This is a genomic window from Haladaptatus halobius (assembly GCF_020618475.1).
Classification (GTDB): domain Archaea; phylum Halobacteriota; class Halobacteria; order Halobacteriales; family Haladaptataceae; genus Haladaptatus; species Haladaptatus halobius.
Genome location: NZ_CP085335.1, coordinates 454,396 through 472,487 on the forward strand (window position 1 = coordinate 454,396; position 18,092 = coordinate 472,487).

The following is an 18,092-nucleotide window of genomic DNA, read 5'->3' on the forward strand; positions in this document are numbered from 1 at the left end:
TCGTGGAAACGAGTCGGCAAACCAGTTCCGGGTACGGTCGCCTCTGCCGGAACCGCATCCGCTCGACCGAATCGACCGACTCGCCCGGTTTCGGTCGCGGGTTCATCCTTTCGTTCGCGCAACCATCGCTACACGTCGTCGCCCGGATGGCCGAACAAAACATTACGGCGGAGGGTGACTCTCCCCCATGAGCGTCTCCGCGACGGCGCGCTCGGTGGTCAGTGTCGTCCAGGAGCGAAACGTCACGTTCCTCGCGGCGAGTTTCGCGTACTACGCGTTCGTCTCCATATTCCCGCTCGCACTGCTCGCGATAGCGGTCGGATCGCTCGTTGGGGGTGAGGCATTCGCTCAGACCCTCGTTCAGCAGTTTCGAGGCTTACTCACCGGTCAAGGTGCCCGATTTCTCCAACAGGCGATAACCAGCTCGTCGGGGCGTGCGAGTGCATCGGTCATCGGTGTCGTCGTTCTGCTGTGGAGCGCGCTGAAACTGTTTCGCGGGCTCCTCCTCGCGTTCGAAGAGGTGTATCAGTTCACCCCCGACGCTGGACTGGTCGAACAGATAAAGAAGGGAGTCGTCGCGTTAGTCGCCGTCGCGTTGGGAATCGCGCTGATGGTCGCCATCGGAGCGGTGCTTCGGATGCCCTCGTTCGAAGCGATACCGTTCATCGACTTCGCCGGAACGCTCTCCCTCCTGCTCGGTCTCGTGTTCGTCTTCCTTCCGCTGTACTACGTCCTTCCGCCGGTGGAGATGACGCTCCAAGAAGCCCTTCCGGGAACGGTTTTCGCCGCCGTCGGTTGGATACTCTTGCAGGCAGGATTCCAGTTGTACGCGCTGAACGCGGACAAGAACGCGGTGTACGGCGCGCTCGCCGGGGTCATCCTGTTCCTCACGTGGCTCTACTTCGCGGGCATCCTCCTCCTTGTCGGTGCCGTGATAAACGTCGTGGTCGCCGGGCGGTGAGCCACCACACCAAAGTACGGGACGACCGTACTTTTGAGCATGGCCGAGGATGACCACGACCGAGCGAACGAGATGGAAGCGGAGCGCGAACGCGAGGTCGAAGAGGAACTCGAACGGGTGGACGAGGAGATGGACTCGGCGGAATTCCAGCAGTCCGACGCGGAGGGCATCCCGGACGAGGACGTAGACGGCGACGAAGACCGCGCCGACGGACGGCACGTCGACGTCGAAGAGGACACCGACAGCGCCTAAACCGCGCAGTTGTTCGGTCCGAGCTCCAGTTCGAACGCCGTCTCTTCTCCGACGTCCCGCTCTCCGAGGTTCACCGCTACGATTTCCTCGTAGTTGGCGGGTCGGGGCGGTAGGTCGTCCGCGACGCGCTCCACGAATCGCTCGCGGTCGAGTTCGAGTAAGGGAACCGACTCGCGCACGGTCGCCAGTCGCGCGGTGAATGTTCCGTCCTCGGCCCGCGGCGTCCGGATGTGGACGTGTCCCGGCGCGACGATCGTCGTCTCGGGAAGCGCGAGCAGTCGGTCGTGAAGCGTCTCGTAGAGGTCGTCCGCGAGCGACGATGCTCCCTCTGCACCCGCTTGGAGGTCAGGCCGCCCGACCCCGTCCAAGAACAGCGTGTCGGCACTGAACAGCGCGTTTCCGAGTCGGAACAGCGTCATTTCGCTGGTGTGGCCGGGCGCGTGGACGGCGGTCAGCGCGGTCTCTCCGACGGCGACGAACTCGCCGTCTTCGACCAGTTTCGCGTCGAACGCGAGTCCGCGCTCTCGCGCCCCACTCGGCATCACCGGTTCCGCCTCGCTCCGCTCGGCGACCTCGCGGATTCCGCTGACATGGTCGGCGTGGACGTGCGTGTCGACGGCGTACCGGAGTTCCGCGTCGCGTTCCCGCGCGTCTTCGACGTAGCGGTCGGCGAACGCCCGTAGCGGGTCGACGACGGCGGCCTCGTCGCCCGAGACGACGAGGTACGACAGGCAGCCGCTGGAGGGTCGTTCGTACTGGAACACTGTTTCGTCGCTCCCTTCGACCTCGCGGGCGACGTACACCCGCGACCAACCGTTCATCCCGTCTTCCAGATTCATCGCGTCGACCCCTGCGTCGCGGAGCAAGGACGCGACCCGGTCGCTCGCGTCCCCGCGGGGACACACGGCGACGACCGGTTCGTCGAGGTCGAGCGACTCGGCGAGTTCGGGCACGTCGTCGCGCACCTTCGCACTCAAAAACTCGGCGTAGGGCGTCTGCACCGTCTTCGGGGCGTCGATGTGCCACGTCTCGAACTCGTCGCGGTTACGAACGTCGAGCAGCGTGAGCGGCTCGCCGCGCCGGAGTCGGTCGTACAGTTCCGCGGCGGAGAGGGCGTCGGCCATACGTCGAGTACGCGATTCGAAGGCAAAAGCTGTCGCCCCCGTCGCCAAAACGTTTTGTCTCGCGTCGCCGTCTCGTCGGTATGAACGCGGACGACTTCGCCGACTCGGTGCGAGACGCGAAAGCGACCGAACTCGACCGCCTCGGCTCCCAGCAACTGCTCGTCGCGCTCACGGGTGCCGACCTCGAACCCGAGGTTGTGCTCACCGCGGTGGCGGGGAGCGAGCGCACCGCCTCCGAGACGTTCTCCGCGTGGGCGGAGGAAACCGGACGCGAGGCGTTCGAGCGACTGGCCGAGCAGGAACGCGACCACCACGAGCGCGTCGTCGCGGAATTGGACGAGTTCGAACCGTCCGACCCCGACCCGATGCACGCCCTCCTCCGCGAGCTGGACGACGACGCGTCGCGGACGGGCGGTCTCGTCGGGCGGTCGCTCGTCGCCGACCGGACGCTGTTGCAGGTCGTGAACTTCTTCGTCAATCGAGGGGACGAGCGCCGGGCGAACCTGTTCCGCAACCTGCGCGAGGACACCCGGGAAAACGTCTCCGACGGGGTCTCCTTGCTCGCCGATTGGTGCGAACGCGAGGAGGATTGGGAGCGAGCGCACGAGGCGGCCGAGGAGACGATTCAGACCGCCTACGACGATTACGCCGACACGCTGACCGGGATGGGACTCGACCCGAAGCCGATCTGCTGACGCGGGAAGAAAGCGCCGCACGTCGAGCTGCTATCGCCTTCGCGTTTTCCGGCACTTCGCCGCGCATTTTTCGTCCGCTGACCGTGAATAACCGTCATCGAAAATATCTAGAAAATATCATAAACCACTGGTCTTATTCGCAGTCAATGTTGGACGTTCGAACCGATACGACCCGAAACAGAATCGACATCACCCACACCGGGAAGACATCCGAAGACGAGGCGAGCAAGCGTCGAGTAAAGGCAAGCGTCGAGTAAAGTGATCTCCGGACTCGAAAAGCTCGACCCCGGTTTCGCCGTCGTCAACGATATGGCCGAGTACAAGTCGGTGTCACAGGAGATCAAAGCGGAGATAGCGAAGGTGAAACAGGCGATCGACGAGAGCCGGGTCGGCACCGTCGTTCGCGTCGCGCCCGAGTCGACCATCGCCAACATGCAGATGGACAGGGCGGGCGAGGTCGAATACGCCGTGGAAGTTGCGGACACCGTCGAGGCGGCGGAAGCCCTCCTCGACGAAAAGGCGTAGCCAATTCGCCGCTACCGTACGACACTCCATCTCGTCTTCCTCGATTTAGAACGTCGGATTCGATCACAGTTTCGCGGGGAGACGAGGACTCGGAAGATCGAGAAGGAACGGTAGACGACTCTAAATTCTCGCTTACAGATACATCCGGACGCTCCAGTACAGGCCGGAAAGCGCGTTTCGTAGGCTCGATGCCGGCGTAAAACCGGAATCCGGATTCTCGGAGCGTTTGAACTCAGCGGCGAGGGTGGAAGACGAAATACGGCATATCTCCCCGGTATTGACGCGCCGGCCGTCGGCGTCGGTGACTCGCAACAGCGTCACCTCGTCGGTCGCTCCCACGACGCGGTAAACGCACGGCTCGCGTGCGGGGTCAATCAGCCGGTAGTGTTCGCCGACGGTGGCCATACGGTGCGATAGGTCGGTTAGGAGTATGAATCTACGCCGTATCTCCGGCGGGAGCGAGAATCAGTCGCTCCCGTCGATGCGACTACGGAGGTACGCACCGACGTCCGCGACTCCCCCGACCGCGGTGAGGATTCGGAATCCCGACTGGCCGTCCGTGGCGGTCACGGTGGTTCCCGTCTCGCTCGCCAACCCGGTCGTACTCGCCTCCCCCGTTCCCGAAAGTCGCGTCGTGGTGGTCGACTCCGTCGCGGTCGTCTTCCCGGTCGTCCCCTCGCTCGTCGTAGTCGCTCCGTCGTCCGGGTTATCAACGGAGCGGAGGACGTGGAAATCGCCGTACTCGGTGTACATCCAGTCGAGGGTTGACCCCATCGGATAGGTCGCGGTGAACATCTTCCCGTCGGCGACGACTGGCGTGTTGGCGGCGGGACCGTAGTCGTCGAAGTCCCAACTACCGAAGGTGTGTCGCCACTCGCGTTCGCCGGACACAGCGTCGAAAGCGACGACGAGCGCATCCCCGGTGTCGGGTTCGGGGGTCGTCCGTCCGCCGGCGTAGAGGGTTCTGTCGCCGACCGTCGGGGCACCGGCGAGTTCTGCGTCCGCCTCATACGTCCACGCTTCCGTGCCGATTTCGGCGTCGAGCGCCCGTATCGCGTCGCCGAATCAAAAGAAAACGCATCCGCTGGCGACCGCGAGTCGGTCGGCCCACCAGTAGCCGGTCGTCCGGAGCGAGTACGACCACTGCACCGTCCCGTCGTCGGCCGACCGCGCCCGGACGACGTTCTCCGCGTCGCTCCCGTTTACGGTGCCGTACACCAGTCCATCCGTGACCGTCTGCAAATCGTCTGCGCTTCCGGACGTGTCCCACAAAACAGAACCGTCGGCGGCGTTCAGCGCGACGCCACCGCCGTAGAAGAGAGTTCCGTCGGCGTAGCACGCGCCGCCGCCGACGCCGTCGGTCTTCCAGCGCACGTCGCCCGTTTCGGAGTCAAGTTCGCAGGCGTCCCCCGAGGCGGTTCCGTACAGTCGACTCCCGGCGACCAATGGGTCGCCCAATCCGAACGACTCCGATTTGTGCCACTTCGTCTCGCCGGTGGCGCTGTCGAGCGCGAAGAATCCGGTCGCCTCGGCGTCCTCGGAACCGCCGGTGTCGAAGTAGAGGGTTCCGTCGCCGACGGTCGGCGTCCCCGGGCGGGAGACGTCGTCTCGCTTCCACAACTCGTCGCCCGTCTCCGGGTCGTAGGCGGCGACGTAGCCCTCGCTGACCGAAGGGGTGTGCGCCGTCGTCACGGCCAGGTACAGCGTTCCGTCGCCGACGACCGGTTCGACGGTATACATCCCGCCACCTAAATCGAACGACCAGTCGGTCGTCACGTTCGAACCGGGGCCGCTGTCCGCGGTCGCCCCGGTTCGCCCGGCGTTTCCGCGAAAGGACGTCCACGAACCGCTGACTCGTCGGCCCCCGCCACGCCGGGCGCGAACTCGGCACCGACCGTGACCGTCGCACCGAGCACACCGGCCGCGTCGAGGAACTCCCGCCGATTCGTTCCGTTCATGCCTTATTTGGCTGTATCATCGAGGAATAAGCCTTGTGACTGGATTATTTAGAAAATTTTCCGGCAATTGACCGTTCAACGATCTGTTCGTGAATTTAACCCGACCGTGAGATTTCTCCGTCATCGGGCGACAAGTACCGTCAGTCGTCGGCCGATAACTGTCGATATTTGTGATTTATCACTCGAATACTATCGTCGAAATCGTCGTACGTATTGGTCCGTTCCGGTCGAGGCACGCTCGACGAAGCCACGCCTCGTCGAACACAACGGGGCCAAGCTTCGTGAGCTTGATTTCGGCTACGCCTCGTCGAACAACTCCTCGCCCTCGACCATATGCTCCTCGACGACGTCCATATCGAGCGTCACGCCGAGACCCGGTTTCTCGGGGATCTCGATGTACCCGTCCTCGATGACGGTCTCCTCGACGAGGTCTTCCCACCAACCGAGTTGGTAGGAATGGTACTCCACCGCCAGCGAGTTCGGGATTGCGGTGCCGACGTGGGCGCTCCCCATCGTGGCGACGGGCGAGGAGACGTTGTGCATGGCGACGGGGATATAGTACATATCCGCGAGGTCGGCTATCTTCTGCGTCTCGCGCATGCCGCCGACCTTGGGCATGTCGGGTGCGACGATGTCCACCGCCTGCTGTTCGATGAGTCTGCGCTGGCCGTGCTTGCGGTAGACGTTCTCGCCCGCCGCGATGGGCGTCGTTGTGTTCGCCGTCACCTCGCGCTGGACGTCGTGATTCTCCGGGGGAACCGGGTCTTCGAGCCACCACACATCGTACTCTTCGAGTGCGTCGGCCAGTCGCTTTGCGCTCCCGGCGGAGAACGTCCAGTGGCAGTCGAACGCCACGTCCGCGCGGTCGCCGACGCGTTCAGTCACCGCCTCCACGATGCTGACTTTGTGCTCTATCTCCGGATTCCGGAGGTGTCGATTCGCGCGGTCTTTCTCGTGACCCGAGGGAACGTCAAGGTCGAACTTCAGGGCGTCGTAGCCGAGTTTTTCGACCACGCGCTCCGCCTCGTCGGCGCAGGCTTGGGGGTCGGCTTCCTCCGCGGTGTGGCAGTCGCAGTATACTCGAACCTCGTCGCGGTACTTCCCGCCGAGCAGTTGGTAGGCAGGCGCGTCGAGCACTTTGCCCGCGAGGTCGTGAAGGGCGACGTCGATGCCCGAGATAGCCGTCACGGTGACGCCTTGAATGGAGCCTTCGCCCGACATCTTCTGGACGAGGTGCTCGAACAGGCGGTCGATATCGAGGGGATTCTCGCCGACGAGGAAGGGTTTCATCCGTTCGACAAGTTCGGGTACGCCCGCGCCCCAGTAGGCTTCGCCCGTACCGACGATGCCGGCGTCGGTGTAGACGCGGACGAGCGTCCACGGGAAGTTACCCTCGACCATCGTCGTCTGCACGTCGGTTATCTCGATGTCGCGTGCACCGCTTCGATTCGCCGTGAGGCCCATCGACTCGGTCGAGAGGTCGCGCATCGTGTACTCCGCGTTGGGGTCGTGTAACATCGCGTAGTCGCGTACCATACTTCCGGGTACTTCGTCCGTAGTAAAAGTTCGTCTGGTAGCGACTGTTCTTACTGGAGCGCGCCCGGCGAGTTCCCTGCTTACTGGAGAACGTCCACCGGCTTCTCCGCGCTGATCCACGCGTGGACGGAATCTTCAGCTCGGAGTTCGTACCGACCTCGGCGGTAGTAGCCGACGACCCTGGATTCGGTCTGCTGGTCAGGCATCTCGACTACTCCTTCGACGCCCGTCGTCCTTACTATTGACTAGTTAACCGGTCGCACGGTCGAATAGGCGAATCGTTCCCGTCCGTCCGCCAACGGGTTTCCGGTTACGCGCCCTCGCGGATTCGTCGCTTCTGGTGGCGATTAAGCGGTATCTAAAGTGTCTTCGTTCCGACGAAATGTCCGCTGGTTGGCTATCGAGGCGGCGACTACGCCCCGTCGAACACGAGGTAGCCGACGGACTCGCTGTTGCGGTGGAAGACCTCGTCGTCGCTCCGTTCTTCCTCGATGCGCACCTCGACGCCCGACGATGAGAGAGTTCGGTACCGAACCTCGGCCGCGTCGGAGCCGTTGTACGTCTGAACGTCCGCCACGAACCGCGGGTCGTCGTACGATCGGTCGAACGAAATCCGGTGCCACCGGTGGGTGACCGAATCTGGCGTCCAGCCCGCTTCGAAGGCCGCGCCGCCGAGCGACCCGCGTCCTTCTTCGACCGCGAGATAGCCGACCGATTCGTTCATGTGCGCGCCATAGCTGTTCTGCTCTTGGAGTCGAACGCTCATCCCGTTCGACGAGACGTTGCGGTGGCGCGTCACGACCGCGTGGGGGCCGCGGTAGGACTCGGCCTGACTGAAGACGACCGGCGTCGAGGAGAAGTTCTGGTCGAATCCGAGGAAACGGAAGGAGTGGTCGGTCGTCACGCGCCCCGCCTCGGCGTTCACGCCGTCGAGCGGGTGCGTCCCCGATTCGAGCACCGTGTATCCGAGCGTCTCCTGTGCGTGCCAGCCGTCCTTGTAATCCTACTCTTCGAGCGCCGCGTCGAAGTGGTCGCTCCCGACGTTTCGAAGCCGGACGTGGGTCGGGTGGTTACCGTTGTACGACAGCGACGTGGCGATGACGGTCGGCGAGTCGTACGACCCCGCGAGGCCGACGCGTGACCAGTCGTCCCTGTCGCGCTGTCCGACGGTTACGGAACCGGACTCGCCGACGGGGGCGCTGCTCGAACCGACATCGGCAGCCGATTCTCGATCCAGTTCAGGATATCCTGCGTGTCGTGGTGTGGGGGCGTCGTCTCCCCATTTAGTTCGAACGTCGGCGTGAACCCGACGCCGTCGTCGCCGGCGGCGTAGCGGGTCTGATAGACGGGGTCTTCGTAGCGCCCGTCTTTCGCCCACGAGATGGCCGTGTCCCGTTCTTCGAGGTCGGACTGACGCATCCGGTCGCGCATGTCGTCGTAGGTCACGTTTCCGGACACCTGACTTTCGAACATGTCGCGGAAGAACGCCCAGTACTCGTTTGGTTCGGCGTTCCACGCGCCCATCGCGCACTCGGAGATGCGCGGGTCACTGCTAGAGATGTAGTAGTACGAGGAGCCGTGCGAGGACTCGCCCGGCGGTTCGTAGGCCAACGCCCGGTAGCGGATGTCGAGGCGTCCGGGTTCGACGAACTCCCGAATCACGTCTTCGAGGTTGTTGAGGACGAAATCCTTCGTGTACGGGCACTTGAAGTTCCGTACAGCGTCGCGGTCGGGTTGTTTCCCTCACCCATCGTTGCGTAGGTGAACTGGTTGGGGTCGTTTGGTACCGGCGCACCGGAGACGGGACCGCTCGTCGTGTGATTTGCACTCGCAGCGCCTGCCAAGCCGAGGAAGGCCGCGCCGCCGGAGAGTCGCATGAACTGTCATCGTGTCGTCTTTCGCGTCACGTTTCCTGCCGAATGAGTGTTTAATATAAAACAGAATAATCGTTTAGCGTTGCTAGACGCGACCTAATGCGTTGCAGACCGTTGCAAATCGTTGATTTCATCGTTTATACGTGTCGAACTGAATTGGATACAAGCTTATATAACGTTTTATCGTTCTGTCGGCGAGCGCACCATCACTTTGAGGTTGGTCGGCGTCGTCGGCAACCGTATGAGTCGTCGGTGTACGAGACGGGGGTTTCTCGCCGCTAGTATCGCGTCCGCCGTTCCGATCGCCGGGTGTACGACGCTCGCCGCCGACCCTCCGGTCGACGTTCGCGGTGCGCTGTACATTCCGGCCCGCGCATTCAACTTCTTCCAGATGTGGCACACCTACGAACCGGGTGTCACGGAGCGCGACATGGGCTTCGCTTCCCGGCTGAACCTGAACGCCATCCGGACGTGGCTCAGCTACGAGGCGTGGCTGGAAGACCCTGATGGGTTGCGAAAATCCATCGACCACTTCCTCTCGACGGCGGAGTCGCACGGGATTCGCGTCCTGCTAGGAATCTTCGAGGGCGTCGGGCGGAAGCCGACGCCGAAGAACCTGCACAACACCGACCCGTGGACGGCCACGGGCGTCTTCTCGCCGAGCGAGGAAGTGATGAAGAATCCCGACCGGTGGGACGAACCGCGACGGTTCTCCCGGTGGGTGATGGAGCACTACGGCGACGACGAGAGACTGCTCGCCGTCGAAGTGATGAACGAACCGGGGTGGACACCGTGGAAGAAACGGTTCGCCCGCGAGATGTTCGGCGTCATCCGCGAGAATCGGGGGAGCGTCCCGCTGACGGTCGGTTCGACGAGTTTGGCGAACGTCGCCGACTACTTCGACTGGGGTATCGACGTGGTGCAGTTTCACTACAACTTCCCGGACACGCCGACCATCTACCGCGACCTGCTCCGGCAGGCCACCGACCTCCAACGGAGCATCAGCATGCCCGTCTGGTTGACGGAGTGGCAACGTATCGCAAGTTTCGGCTGGGGGAACGGGGATATCTCGCGGGAGCAGGCGACCCCGAACTACGCCTCGCTCGCGCCGGTCATCCGGGAGTCGGGTGTGGGGAACTTCTTCTGGTCGCTCATGCTCCAACCCGCGTACTCGCTAACGCAGCGCAGGCGCGGCGTCATTAACGGCGTCTTCCACGAGGACGGCGCGGTCTGGAGCACGGACGACGCCAGCGCCATCAAGTCGATGTCGGGCGACGAGGATTTCGACGGGAACGAGCGTCAGCAGTGGCCGGCGTGGGCCGAGTCGGTCAACCGGCGCTCGTGAGTCCGGCGTAGGCCAGTATGTCACCGTGGTCGAGGGCCCCGTCGCCGTCGAAGTCGAGCGCGGTCTGTTGTTCCGTCGGCACCTCGCCGATACCGACCGCGTCCGTCGCCACGACGACCGGAAACGCCACCGCATCCCAGAGTCCCGTCTCACCGTTCCCGGTCAGGTCCTCGTAGCGCCCGTCGCGGTCGGGGTCGAGCGGCGGGCCGAGCGTGAGCCGGACACCGAACACGTCGACGACTGAGAGGGGCGCGTGAACGTCGACGCCGCGGTTCTGGCGGATGACGTTGTTTCGGAGTTCGTCGTCCCACGGGTCGGCGAGGGCGACCCCGTGAAGGTCGCCGGTGACGGTGTTATCGATCAGTCGCGCGTTCGAGTCCTCGACGTCGATACCGATGGCGTTGTTCGTGGCTCTCACGCCCCGAATCGTCACGTCAGAAGCGTTTCTGACCGCGACACCACGATTCCAGTCCTTCACGCGGACGTTCCGGACGGTCACGTCCGAGGCGTTCTCGACGAGGATACCGCTCGTGTCGCTGACGCCAAACCCGTCGAGCGTGTGACCGCGACCGTCGAGCACGACGTCGTCCGCCCGAATCACGACGCAGCCGGTCGAGATGCGCGTCTTTCCGTTGTGAACGTCGCTTCCGAGGACGTAGTGGCCGGATTTCGATATCGTCGTACAGGAGTCGATGGGGGACGTTGGCGTACCGGACTGCGGGCCGGCGGCGGTGGTGACGCCGCCGAAGACGCAGACGAGAGCGAGGCCGACCGCGAGAACGGCAGAGAGCTTCATGCTCAAATGCACACCGTCCTTCTTGTTATAGGCTATCCCCGAAAAACGACAGTATCGCGGAATCGACTAGAGCAGGTCGAGCGCGCGGAGGTCGGACTCCAGTGACGCCCGCGCCGCGTCGTCCATCTTTCGGAGGGGACTCCGGAGCGGGCCGGGCGAGAAATCCACGTCCCGCAGGTCGAGCGCCGTCTTCACGCCGGCCATGTATGACCCGCCCTTCAGGGCGTCTCGAACTGCGTACACCTCGCTCTGGAGCTCTCGCGCGCGTTCTTCGTCGCCGGCGTCGTAAGCGTCGTAGAGGTCGACGACCAGCTCCGGGAAGGCGTTTGCGACCGCGCTGACCATGCCCGTACAGCCGACTTCAAGTCCGGGGAACAGCAGGGAGTCGGAGCCGGCGAGGAACGTGAGTTCGGAGTGCGCGTCGATGGCTTGCGCGAGCCACGGAACGTCCTTGCTCGAATCTTTGACGCCCGCGATATTCGGGATGGCGGCGAGCTCGGCGAGGGTGTCGAGCGACAGCGAGTTCCCGGTCTTGCTCGGGATGTGGTAGACGTACACCGGCAGTTCGACCGCCTCGCAGACGCGCCGGTAATGGGAGACGGCAGCGTCGCGGTCTAGCGGGTAGTAGTACGGCGTGACGACGACGACGCCGTTAGCGCCGACCGATTCAGCATGTTCGGCGTGGGCGACGGTCTCACGCGTGCTCGGCGCGCCGACGCCCGCGATGACCGGAACCTCGTCCACGGCGTCGGTGACCGACTCGACGACGCCACGACGTTCCTCGCCCGTCAGGAGTGGAAACTCCCCGTTAGTTCCGAGGGGGAACACGCCGTGTACCCCGCCGTCCGCGACGAACTCCGCGTGCGCCGCTGTCGATTCGTAATCGACCGATTCGTCCTCGTGGAACGCGGTGATCGTGGGCGGAATGACTCCGTGCAACGAGAGCGGGTCGTCCGACCCCGGTTCGGGTGCGTGTGCCATGGCGGAACATCATCGCCCGAGCCAATAAGGAGTTTTGCTCCGGCAGTTCTTTTTCGGTAGTGAGTAAACTTTTAATCCCGGGGTTCCTACGTACGAGTATGAACGTCACAGTCAAACTCTTCGGCCCGCTGGTCGCGCGAACCGGAACTCGCGACGCCCGCGTCGCGGTTCCCGAGGAGGCGACCGTCGAAGACGTGGTCAACCAACTCGGCGAGAAGTACGGGCCGCAGGTCAGCGCCGGTATCGTGGACGGACTCGGCATCCGCTCGGACACCCGTATCCTCCGCGAGTCGGAGCGCGAGGTCGAACCGCTCTCGGCTCACAGCCCCGTCGAAGCGGGCGACACGGTCTGCGTCCAACCGAACGCCTGAGTCGGCGCTCGTCGTTTCTTCTCGGCTCTTTCCTCTCTTAATAAAGTAAGATATATAACACATTCTGATCGTTCTGCGGTATGGTTTCTCGACGAGAGGTGTCCCCGTGAACCGGCGACTCAGAGGCCTGCTCTATTTCGTGTTGGCCATCGCGTTCGCCGCCAACACCCTTTGGCTGTTTCCACACGCCGACCAACTGCGGTACGAGTATCGCGCTGTGGAGTTGAACGAGTCGAACGCACACTACTACATCGAAGTACATCCGTCCGTCCGTCGTTGCATCGTCGAAAAATCTCGCACCTGCAGACTCGAGCTACGAGCCAGAAACGAACCTATCGCACTCGACGCCGAGAATACGGAGTTGTACGCGGACTACCGGTACGTTGCGACTCGCAACGGATACTACGTCCCAACGGTCGAGAACCGAAAGGGGACGGGTTCGTCTCATCGCGAAAAGTACCCCGAGCGAACGTTCTCTCGGATATCGCGTACTCCCCGACTCCCTCCGCCACAAAATACGACAGAGCGATACAGAATGCGGTCGAGGACGGCCGCGCGGTCTCGTCCCGCGAAATCAATGCGTTGCACCGTATCGTCCGCGACGATGGACGATACTACGTCGTACAGGACTCGTGGATATTCGACCTGCTCTCACCGGTTCAACTCCTCGCTCTGCGCATACTCCTCTTGCTCGCCACCGTCTCGCTTTCGGTCGCCAGTTTCGTCTACCGGTACGGTTAAGCGCCGGCGTACTCGCCCGGGGCGTTCTCGAACTGCTCGCGGTGCTCCGCCGAGCAGAACCGGTACTGTTGTCCGATGTGACGGGTGACGAACTCCGTCTCCCGATTCTCGTAGAGGTTCGTGCCGCAGACTGGACACTCTCGCATGGTTGTCGCTTCGGCGTCCGGACGAAAGGCCGCTTTGCCTGCGAGGGCAAGGCTACCCGAGGCGTGCGAGCCGGTTCAGCGCGTACACCGTCCGCAGCACGTCGCCCGCTTTCCCGCGGTCGAAGACGAGTTCGTCGGTGCGGACGACGTGGTCTAACGCGTCGCGGGAGGCGTGCTCGGGCGCGGCGGCGATTCCCCGGTCGTTCTCCGCCGCCCACCGCATCACGCGCAGGTCACTCTTGCTGTCGCCCATCACCAGCGTGAAGGGGTCGTCCACGCCGAGCACCTCCAGCGCGGCCTCCACGCCGACCACCTTGTTCAACTCCCGACTGCCGATCTCGGCGGCGTCGCCCTCGTAGTAGGCCACGTCGATTCGTTCGAAGGTGTCCCGCACGTTTTCCGGAATCGCCGCCGCGTCGTGCTCGGGCGTCTCGCCCTGTTCTTCGAGCACGCCGCGAATCTCGGGGTCGCTGTCGACGTAGTAGGCTCGCGCCCAGTCGCTTCCGTCTTCGGCCACCGTCTCGCCGAGCAGGTCGAGCAGGTAGACCAGCGCGTCGTCGATGACCTCCACCGCCCGCGAATTCCCCGTCTCGAAGTTCGGCTTCATCGTGACGTTGAACTCATTGCCTTGCAGGTGGGTGCACCGCCGGAGTTCGTCCGGGGCGGCCGAGAGCACCCGCGAGCGAACCGTGTCGAAGACCGTCCGAATCTCGTCGTCCAACTCCTCGTACAGCAGGCGCTTCGTGTCCGCGCCGTGGCCGGGCGTGAACACCCCAGTTCCCGCTTCGTAGACGATACTCAGATTTCCGGAGTGGACGATCTCGTTGCCGAGCCCCTGGATTGCGAATCCCTTGACGTTCTCCAGGGTCTGTCCAGTGCAGACGACGATGGGAACGCCCTTCTCGTGGAACTCGGTGAGCAGGTGGAGCGTCTCGCGGGGAATCTCGTTGTCCGTCCCGCCCGCGGAGCGCAGCGTTTCGTCGACGTCCAGCACCAGCGCGTTCACCGCCCGTCCGTACTTCGAGTAGAGATCGAGCGCGGTGAACGCTTGGTCGCGCGTGGCGTGCGCTGCGATGTCGGCGTAGGTTTCGCCCGCGTCGAACTCGTCGCGAATCTCGTCTTTCTTCGCGTCGAGTTCCTCGCTGACGGACTGCCAGTGTTCCAACGCCACTCGGGAATCGACCGGCGGGAACAGATTCACGAAATCCTGGTACGCTCTGAGGGTCTTCGCGTCGAACTCGTCGTAGAGCCGATAGAGGGCATCGTAGCGTTCCATAGTGGACGTGGGTCGCTCTGTGGGATAAAGTTCAGGGAGGGCTGTTCGGACGGCGGTTCGCCGTAAACCGATGATACACCGCGCGACACCTCGCGTTCAACACGCCGATCCGCGGCAAACGAGCCAAGCCAAACACGCGAACATTGAAGACGCCGGGACGAAACGATTCGAGAGATGACCGACGGCGAGACGAACATCCGCCCGCTTTCCGAGACGACCGTCCAGCGAATCGCGGCGGGGGAGGTGGTCGAGCGACCGGCCTCCGTGGTGAAGGAACTGGTCGAGAACAGCCTCGACGCGGACGCTTCGCGCATCTCGGTGCGCGTCGACGGCGGCGGGACGGAGCGAATATCCGTCACCGACGACGGCGCAGGGATGAGCGAGGCGGACGTGCGGGTCGCCGTCGAAGAGCACACGACGAGCAAGATTCGGAACATCGACGACCTTGAATCGGGCGTCGCCACGCTCGGCTTCCGGGGCGAGGCGCTCTACACCATCGGCGCTGTGTCACGAATGAGCATCCGGACGAAACCTCGGGGCGGGGAGCGCGGCACCGAACTCCGACTCGTCGGCGGCGGCGTGGAGAGCGTCGGGCCCGCGGGCTGTCCGGAAGGCACGACGGTCGAAGTTGTGGAGCTGTTCTTCAACACCCCGGCACGAGAGAAGTACCTGAAGACAGACGCGACCGAGTTCTCGCACGTCAATCGCGTCGTTACGCAGTACGCGCTGGCGAACCCCGACGTGGCGTTCTCGCTGGAACACGACGGGCGCGAGGTGTTTTCCACGACGGGACAAGGCAACCTTCAGTCCGCGATTCTCTCGGTGTACGGACGGGAAGTCGCCACCGCGATGGTCTCCGTCGATGGGTCGACGGAGGTGGACGTCTCAGGCTACGTCAGCCACCCCGAGACGACCCGGAGCACCCGCGAGTACGTCGCCACCTACGTCAACGGGCGGTACGTCCGCTCCGCGGTCGTCCGCGAGGCCGTGCTCTCGGCCTACGGAAATCAGCTCGCGCCCGACCGATACCCGTTCGCCGTCCTCTTTCTCGACGTGCCGGGGGACTCCGTCGACGTGAACGTGCACCCCCGGAAAATGGAAATCCGTTTCGGAGACGAGGGCCGAGTCCACCGGAGCGTCTGCGACGCCGTAGAAGATGCCCTGTTGGATGAGGGACTCGTCAGGTCGTCCGCGCCCCGCGGTCGCTCCGCACCCGCCGAAGCCGACGTGACTCCCGAAGGGGTTCAGTCGGAGCTCGAAACGAGCACCCGAACCGACGAAGACGGAGGCGGCGAAGGCGGGGGCGGCGAGACAGGAAGCCGACGGGAAGCGACCTCCGGGAGATCGGGTGGCGAGCGAGAACCGACCACCGCCGGGTCGAAGGCGGGACGGGCCGAGACGCCGAACCCGCAGACCGACCGAACGACCAACGCGGAAAGCGCCGCGACGACCGGCCACTGGAACTCGCCGGGCGGCGGCGACACCGCGAGCGGGCGAGGCCGAGCGAACGGGACACCGGCCGCGACCGACGAGAATCCACATCGGACATCGGCACGCGATTCGCCGTCGGCGCACAAGACGACGCCACCCCGAGAGACCGCAAGTTCGAACCCAGAATCCGACCGCAAGTTCCGAGCGCCGACGGAGGCGGGGACGCTCGCGAAGTCGTCCGAGGGGGAAAGCGCGGAGTTCGACACCCTGCCGCCCATGCGCGTCCTCGGCCAGCTGCACGACACCTACGTCGTCGCCGAGACGCCAGACGGGTTGGTGCTGGTCGACCAACACGCCGCGGACGAGCGCGTGAACTACGAACGACTCCGCGAGCAGTTCGCGGGCGACACCACGACGCAGGTGCTCGCCGCGCCGGTCGAACTCGAACTGACGGCGGCGGAGGCGGCGCTGTTCGACGAGTACCAGGAGGCGCTGGCGCAGTTGGGCTTTCACGCCGCACGCGCCGGGGAGCGCACGGTCGAAGTGACGACGGTGCCCGCCGTGCTGAGCGAGACGCTCTCGCCAGACCTCCTGCGGGACGTGCTGAGCGAGTTCGTCTCGACCGACCCGGACGAGCGCGACAGAAATTCGGCGGAGGCGGTGGCCGACGCGCTCATCTCCGATCTGGCGTGTTACCCCTCGGTCACCGGAAACACGTCGCTTCGGGAGGGCGACGTGGTGTGTCTGCTCTCGGCGCTCGACGACTGCGAGAACCCCTACGCATGCCCGCACGGGCGGCCCGTCGTCATCGAGTTCGACGGAGGAGAGATAGGAGACCGGTTCGAGCGCGACTATCCGGGCCACGCCGGACGGCGGTCGAAGTGATTGCCTCGGCGTCGAATCCCCGCGGAAAAACGGTCGTTGTCGGACACGCTGGCCGAACTACAGGCCGCTGTAGTCTCGCGAAATCGCCCCGCCGGCGTTAACGGTTTGACCGTCGCTGCCGGGGATCGGCTTCGGGTCGTTGTTCTGTTCGATACCGAAATGGAGATGTGGCCCCGTCGAGTTTCCGGAGTCGCCCATCCCGGCGATGTGCTGTCCTCGGCTGACGCTCTGACCGTCGGAGATGGCGAAGCTGTTGACGTGGCCGTACTCCGTCTCGTAGCCGTTTCCGTGGACGATGTAGACATAGTTGCCGTAGCCGCCGGAGTCGTAGGCGGTGTAGGCGGTGCCGGCCCGCGCCGCGTAGATGGGCGTGCCGATTTCGCCGTTGTGGCCGATGTCCACGCCGCCGTGGAAACCGCTCGACCGCTGGCCGTACGGCGATGTGATGTAGCCGTCCATTGGCCAAACGATGTCGGTTTCTGCGCTGCTGGTGGAAGCGAGATACCGCTCAACCGACCAGCCCCAGACGTTGCGGTCGAGCCAGTGGACGCCCCACCACGTGTAGCCGTCCTCGGTCGTCGGCCCGTTCATGATCTCGCCGACCTCACCGGGGGAGACCGTGGCGACGACCGGCGACTCCGTGCCGGGCTGTTCCCGCGTGTTCAGGTTGGTCGTCGCTTCGACTCGTTCTCCGTCGCTGAAGGCGCTGGCCGAACCGCTGAGTGCTGCTGGAACAGCCAGTCCCGTCGCGGCTGTTCCGAGTACTTTACCGAACGTTCGTCGATTCAATTTGCGCGTCATGGTCGTTGGGAGTCGAGTTTTCGTCGCGTTCAGTTGTTCGTGCGCTCGCTGCGATGGTCTCTTCGACGCGCAACGGTTCCCGATACCTGTCGTATCGACAACCAGTACACGTTCGAGGCGATCCACCGCGGGAGGACTCGTCGGAATCCGTCCTCGACACGATTGATGTACTCGAGGATGAAATATCTTACTATAACAGAAATAAAAACGTAATTAATATCTCCACGTTCTGTAGTTAATGGTGTCCGGTCGGGACGGCCGTCTCCGGCGCGACGAATGGCGACAGTCGACGGGGGAAGAGAATCCGTTTTCAAGCTAAATGTGAATAGATATCGCTCATATAGACAAATTTTTGACATGAGACAGTTCGATGCCACCGCTCCAGTGACCACGA

At 63.9% G+C, this 18,092-nt stretch carries 25 protein-coding genes; 10 read left to right on the forward strand and 15 right to left on the reverse strand.

Annotated elements, in window-relative coordinates; translation table 11 throughout:
* Positions 1 to 2 precede the first annotated feature (2 nt).
* The 3 genes from LIW51_RS02560 to LIW51_RS02570 are packed head-to-tail and all read left to right on the forward strand — an operon-like array spanning position 3 to position 1,213.
* Positions 3 to 191 (forward strand): hypothetical protein, encoded by a 189-nt coding sequence (locus LIW51_RS02560; protein WP_227375683.1) that lies wholly within the window; start codon positions 3 to 5, stop codon positions 189 to 191.
* Positions 188 to 961: a YihY/virulence factor BrkB family protein gene (locus LIW51_RS02565; RefSeq protein WP_227375684.1), complete on the forward strand. Its 774-nt coding sequence runs from the start codon at positions 188 to 190 to the stop codon at positions 959 to 961. The genes LIW51_RS02560 and LIW51_RS02565 overlap by 4 nt, the downstream gene beginning before the upstream one ends.
* A gap of 39 nt (positions 962 to 1,000) precedes the next feature.
* Positions 1,001 to 1,213, forward strand: coding sequence for a hypothetical protein (locus LIW51_RS02570; RefSeq protein WP_227375685.1), 213 nt, complete (start codon positions 1,001 to 1,003; stop codon positions 1,211 to 1,213).
* Here LIW51_RS02570 and LIW51_RS02575 read toward each other — a convergent pair.
* The gene (locus tag LIW51_RS02575; protein ID WP_227375686.1) at positions 1,210 to 2,337 is read right to left on the reverse strand and encodes an MBL fold metallo-hydrolase; all 1,128 of its coding nucleotides are present in this window, start codon (positions 2,335 to 2,337) and stop codon (positions 1,210 to 1,212) included. The genes LIW51_RS02570 and LIW51_RS02575 overlap by 4 nt on opposite strands.
* Before the next feature lie 80 nt (positions 2,338 to 2,417).
* On the opposite strand from LIW51_RS02575, the gene LIW51_RS02580 reads away from it, so the two are divergent.
* Both LIW51_RS02580 and LIW51_RS02585 read left to right on the forward strand, forming a co-directional pair.
* Positions 2,418 to 3,032: a rubrerythrin family protein gene (locus tag LIW51_RS02580; protein WP_227375687.1), complete on the forward strand. Its 615-nt coding sequence runs from the start codon at positions 2,418 to 2,420 to the stop codon at positions 3,030 to 3,032.
* Positions 3,033 to 3,290: 258 nt separating this feature from the next.
* On the forward strand, positions 3,291 to 3,557 hold the full coding sequence (locus LIW51_RS02585; RefSeq protein WP_227375688.1) for a hypothetical protein: 267 nt from the start codon (positions 3,291 to 3,293) through the stop codon (positions 3,555 to 3,557).
* Positions 3,558 to 3,689: 132 nt separating this feature from the next.
* Here the strand turns inward: LIW51_RS02585 and LIW51_RS02590 are convergent, their stop codons facing one another.
* From LIW51_RS02590 to LIW51_RS02620, 7 genes are all read right to left on the reverse strand, one after another.
* On the reverse strand, positions 3,690 to 3,962 hold the full coding sequence (locus LIW51_RS02590) for a hypothetical protein (RefSeq protein WP_227375689.1): 273 nt from the start codon (positions 3,960 to 3,962) through the stop codon (positions 3,690 to 3,692).
* Between the two features lie 60 nt (positions 3,963 to 4,022).
* Entirely contained in the window at positions 4,023 to 4,448 is a 426-nt protein-coding gene (locus LIW51_RS02595; protein WP_227375690.1) for a hypothetical protein, read from the reverse strand.
* Between the two features lie 174 nt (positions 4,449 to 4,622).
* Positions 4,623 to 5,333 carry an outer membrane protein assembly factor BamB family protein gene (locus tag LIW51_RS02605; protein ID WP_227375691.1) on the reverse strand — a complete coding sequence of 237 codons (711 nt, stop codon included), beginning with the start codon at positions 5,331 to 5,333 and terminating at the stop codon, positions 4,623 to 4,625.
* Positions 5,330 to 5,515 (reverse strand): twin-arginine translocation signal domain-containing protein, encoded by a 186-nt coding sequence (locus LIW51_RS02610; protein WP_227375692.1) that lies wholly within the window; start codon positions 5,513 to 5,515, stop codon positions 5,330 to 5,332. The genes LIW51_RS02605 and LIW51_RS02610 overlap by 4 nt, the downstream gene beginning before the upstream one ends.
* 297 nt (positions 5,516 to 5,812) lie before the next feature.
* Entirely contained in the window at positions 5,813 to 7,051 is a 1,239-nt protein-coding gene (locus LIW51_RS02615) for a mandelate racemase/muconate lactonizing enzyme family protein (protein ID WP_227375693.1), read from the reverse strand.
* Between the two features lie 80 nt (positions 7,052 to 7,131).
* Positions 7,132 to 7,257 carry a hypothetical protein gene (locus LIW51_RS38375; protein ID WP_255766987.1) on the reverse strand — a complete coding sequence of 42 codons (126 nt, stop codon included), beginning with the start codon at positions 7,255 to 7,257 and terminating at the stop codon, positions 7,132 to 7,134.
* Between the two features lie 206 nt (positions 7,258 to 7,463).
* On the reverse strand, positions 7,464 to 8,009 hold the full coding sequence (locus LIW51_RS02620; RefSeq protein WP_227375694.1) for a hypothetical protein: 546 nt from the start codon (positions 8,007 to 8,009) through the stop codon (positions 7,464 to 7,466).
* A gap of 24 nt (positions 8,010 to 8,033) precedes the next feature.
* On the opposite strand from LIW51_RS02620, the gene LIW51_RS02625 reads away from it, so the two are divergent.
* Positions 8,034 to 8,192, forward strand: coding sequence for a hypothetical protein (locus tag LIW51_RS02625; RefSeq protein WP_227375695.1), 159 nt, complete (start codon positions 8,034 to 8,036; stop codon positions 8,190 to 8,192).
* Between the two features lie 29 nt (positions 8,193 to 8,221).
* On the opposite strand, the gene LIW51_RS02630 is transcribed toward LIW51_RS02625, so the two are convergent.
* Together LIW51_RS02630 and LIW51_RS02635 are read right to left on the reverse strand one after the other, a co-directional pair.
* On the reverse strand, positions 8,222 to 8,713 hold the full coding sequence (locus tag LIW51_RS02630) for a DsbA family protein (protein ID WP_227375696.1): 492 nt from the start codon (positions 8,711 to 8,713) through the stop codon (positions 8,222 to 8,224).
* Positions 8,710 to 8,928 carry a hypothetical protein gene (locus tag LIW51_RS02635; RefSeq protein WP_227375697.1) on the reverse strand — a complete coding sequence of 73 codons (219 nt, stop codon included), beginning with the start codon at positions 8,926 to 8,928 and terminating at the stop codon, positions 8,710 to 8,712. Before LIW51_RS02635 ends, LIW51_RS02630 begins: the two co-directional genes overlap by 4 nt.
* Before the next feature lie 238 nt (positions 8,929 to 9,166).
* On the opposite strand from LIW51_RS02635, the gene LIW51_RS02640 reads away from it, so the two are divergent.
* Positions 9,167 to 10,270, forward strand: coding sequence for a cellulase family glycosylhydrolase (locus LIW51_RS02640; RefSeq protein ID WP_227375698.1), 1,104 nt, complete (start codon positions 9,167 to 9,169; stop codon positions 10,268 to 10,270).
* Here LIW51_RS02640 and LIW51_RS02645 read toward each other — a convergent pair.
* Together LIW51_RS02645 and LIW51_RS02650 are read right to left on the reverse strand one after the other, a co-directional pair.
* On the reverse strand, positions 10,254 to 11,066 hold the full coding sequence (locus tag LIW51_RS02645; RefSeq protein ID WP_227375699.1) for a NosD domain-containing protein: 813 nt from the start codon (positions 11,064 to 11,066) through the stop codon (positions 10,254 to 10,256). The two genes, LIW51_RS02640 and LIW51_RS02645, sit on opposite strands and share 17 nt — an antisense overlap.
* 66 nt (positions 11,067 to 11,132) lie before the next feature.
* On the reverse strand, positions 11,133 to 12,047 hold the full coding sequence (locus LIW51_RS02650; RefSeq protein WP_227375700.1) for a dihydrodipicolinate synthase family protein: 915 nt from the start codon (positions 12,045 to 12,047) through the stop codon (positions 11,133 to 11,135).
* 98 nt (positions 12,048 to 12,145) lie between these two features.
* Here LIW51_RS02650 and LIW51_RS02655 point away from each other — a divergent pair, with 98 nt between their 5' ends.
* The gene (locus LIW51_RS02655) at positions 12,146 to 12,418 is read left to right on the forward strand and encodes a MoaD/ThiS family protein (protein ID WP_227375701.1); all 273 of its coding nucleotides are present in this window, start codon (positions 12,146 to 12,148) and stop codon (positions 12,416 to 12,418) included.
* A 582-nt stretch (positions 12,419 to 13,000) separates the two neighbouring features.
* Positions 13,001 to 13,159 (forward strand): hypothetical protein, encoded by a 159-nt coding sequence (locus LIW51_RS02660; RefSeq protein WP_227375702.1) that lies wholly within the window; start codon positions 13,001 to 13,003, stop codon positions 13,157 to 13,159.
* Here the strand turns inward: LIW51_RS02660 and LIW51_RS02665 are convergent.
* A complete protein-coding gene (locus LIW51_RS02665; RefSeq protein ID WP_227375703.1) occupies positions 13,156 to 13,305 on the reverse strand; it encodes a YHS domain-containing protein in 150 nt (49 codons plus the stop codon). The genes LIW51_RS02660 and LIW51_RS02665 overlap by 4 nt on opposite strands.
* A 52-nt stretch (positions 13,306 to 13,357) precedes the next feature.
* Positions 13,358 to 14,581 carry an HAD hydrolase family protein gene (locus LIW51_RS02670; RefSeq protein ID WP_227375704.1) on the reverse strand — a complete coding sequence of 408 codons (1,224 nt, stop codon included), beginning with the start codon at positions 14,579 to 14,581 and terminating at the stop codon, positions 13,358 to 13,360.
* Positions 14,582 to 14,755: 174 nt separating this feature from the next.
* On the opposite strand from LIW51_RS02670, the gene mutL reads away from it, so the two are divergent.
* Positions 14,756 to 16,897 carry a DNA mismatch repair endonuclease MutL gene (gene mutL / locus LIW51_RS02675; protein ID WP_227375705.1) on the forward strand — a complete coding sequence of 714 codons (2,142 nt, stop codon included), beginning with the start codon at positions 14,756 to 14,758 and terminating at the stop codon, positions 16,895 to 16,897.
* 57 nt (positions 16,898 to 16,954) lie between these two features.
* On the opposite strand, the gene LIW51_RS02680 is transcribed toward mutL, so the two are convergent.
* Positions 16,955 to 17,698: a M23 family metallopeptidase gene (locus tag LIW51_RS02680; RefSeq protein ID WP_227375706.1), complete on the reverse strand. Its 744-nt coding sequence runs from the start codon at positions 17,696 to 17,698 to the stop codon at positions 16,955 to 16,957.
* Positions 17,699 to 18,092: the final 394 nt, after the last annotated feature.

Excerpts from the sequence above, each read along its gene's own strand:
- LIW51_RS02565 (WP_227375684.1), top strand. The coding sequence starts at position 188 with ATGAGCGTCTCCGCGACGGCGCGCTCGGTGGTCAGTGTCGTCCAGGAG.
- LIW51_RS02570 (WP_227375685.1), top strand. The coding sequence starts at position 1,001 with ATGGCCGAGGATGACCACGACCGAGCGAACGAGATGGAAGCGGAGCGC.
- LIW51_RS02575 (WP_227375686.1), bottom strand. The coding sequence starts at position 2,337 with ATGGCCGACGCCCTCTCCGCCGCGGAACTGTACGACCGACTCCGGCGC.
- LIW51_RS02580 (WP_227375687.1), top strand. The coding sequence starts at position 2,418 with ATGAACGCGGACGACTTCGCCGACTCGGTGCGAGACGCGAAAGCGACC.
- LIW51_RS02590 (WP_227375689.1), bottom strand. The coding sequence starts at position 3,962 with ATGGCCACCGTCGGCGAACACTACCGGCTGATTGACCCCGCACGCGAG.
- LIW51_RS02610 (WP_227375692.1), bottom strand. The coding sequence starts at position 5,515 with ATGAACGGAACGAATCGGCGGGAGTTCCTCGACGCGGCCGGTGTGCTC.
- LIW51_RS02615 (WP_227375693.1), bottom strand. The coding sequence starts at position 7,051 with ATGGTACGCGACTACGCGATGTTACACGACCCCAACGCGGAGTACACG.
- LIW51_RS38375 (WP_255766987.1), bottom strand. The coding sequence starts at position 7,257 with ATGCCTGACCAGCAGACCGAATCCAGGGTCGTCGGCTACTACCGCCGA.
- LIW51_RS02635 (WP_227375697.1), bottom strand. The coding sequence starts at position 8,928 with ATGCGACTCTCCGGCGGCGCGGCCTTCCTCGGCTTGGCAGGCGCTGCG.
- LIW51_RS02640 (WP_227375698.1), top strand. The coding sequence starts at position 9,167 with ATGAGTCGTCGGTGTACGAGACGGGGGTTTCTCGCCGCTAGTATCGCG.
- LIW51_RS02645 (WP_227375699.1), bottom strand. The coding sequence starts at position 11,066 with ATGAAGCTCTCTGCCGTTCTCGCGGTCGGCCTCGCTCTCGTCTGCGTC.
- LIW51_RS02650 (WP_227375700.1), bottom strand. The coding sequence starts at position 12,047 with ATGGCACACGCACCCGAACCGGGGTCGGACGACCCGCTCTCGTTGCAC.
- LIW51_RS02655 (WP_227375701.1), top strand. The coding sequence starts at position 12,146 with ATGAACGTCACAGTCAAACTCTTCGGCCCGCTGGTCGCGCGAACCGGA.
- LIW51_RS02665 (WP_227375703.1), bottom strand. The coding sequence starts at position 13,305 with ATGCGAGAGTGTCCAGTCTGCGGCACGAACCTCTACGAGAATCGGGAG.
- LIW51_RS02670 (WP_227375704.1), bottom strand. The coding sequence starts at position 14,581 with ATGGAACGCTACGATGCCCTCTATCGGCTCTACGACGAGTTCGACGCG.
- mutL (WP_227375705.1), top strand. The coding sequence starts at position 14,756 with ATGACCGACGGCGAGACGAACATCCGCCCGCTTTCCGAGACGACCGTC.
- LIW51_RS02680 (WP_227375706.1), bottom strand. The coding sequence starts at position 17,698 with ATGACGCGCAAATTGAATCGACGAACGTTCGGTAAAGTACTCGGAACA.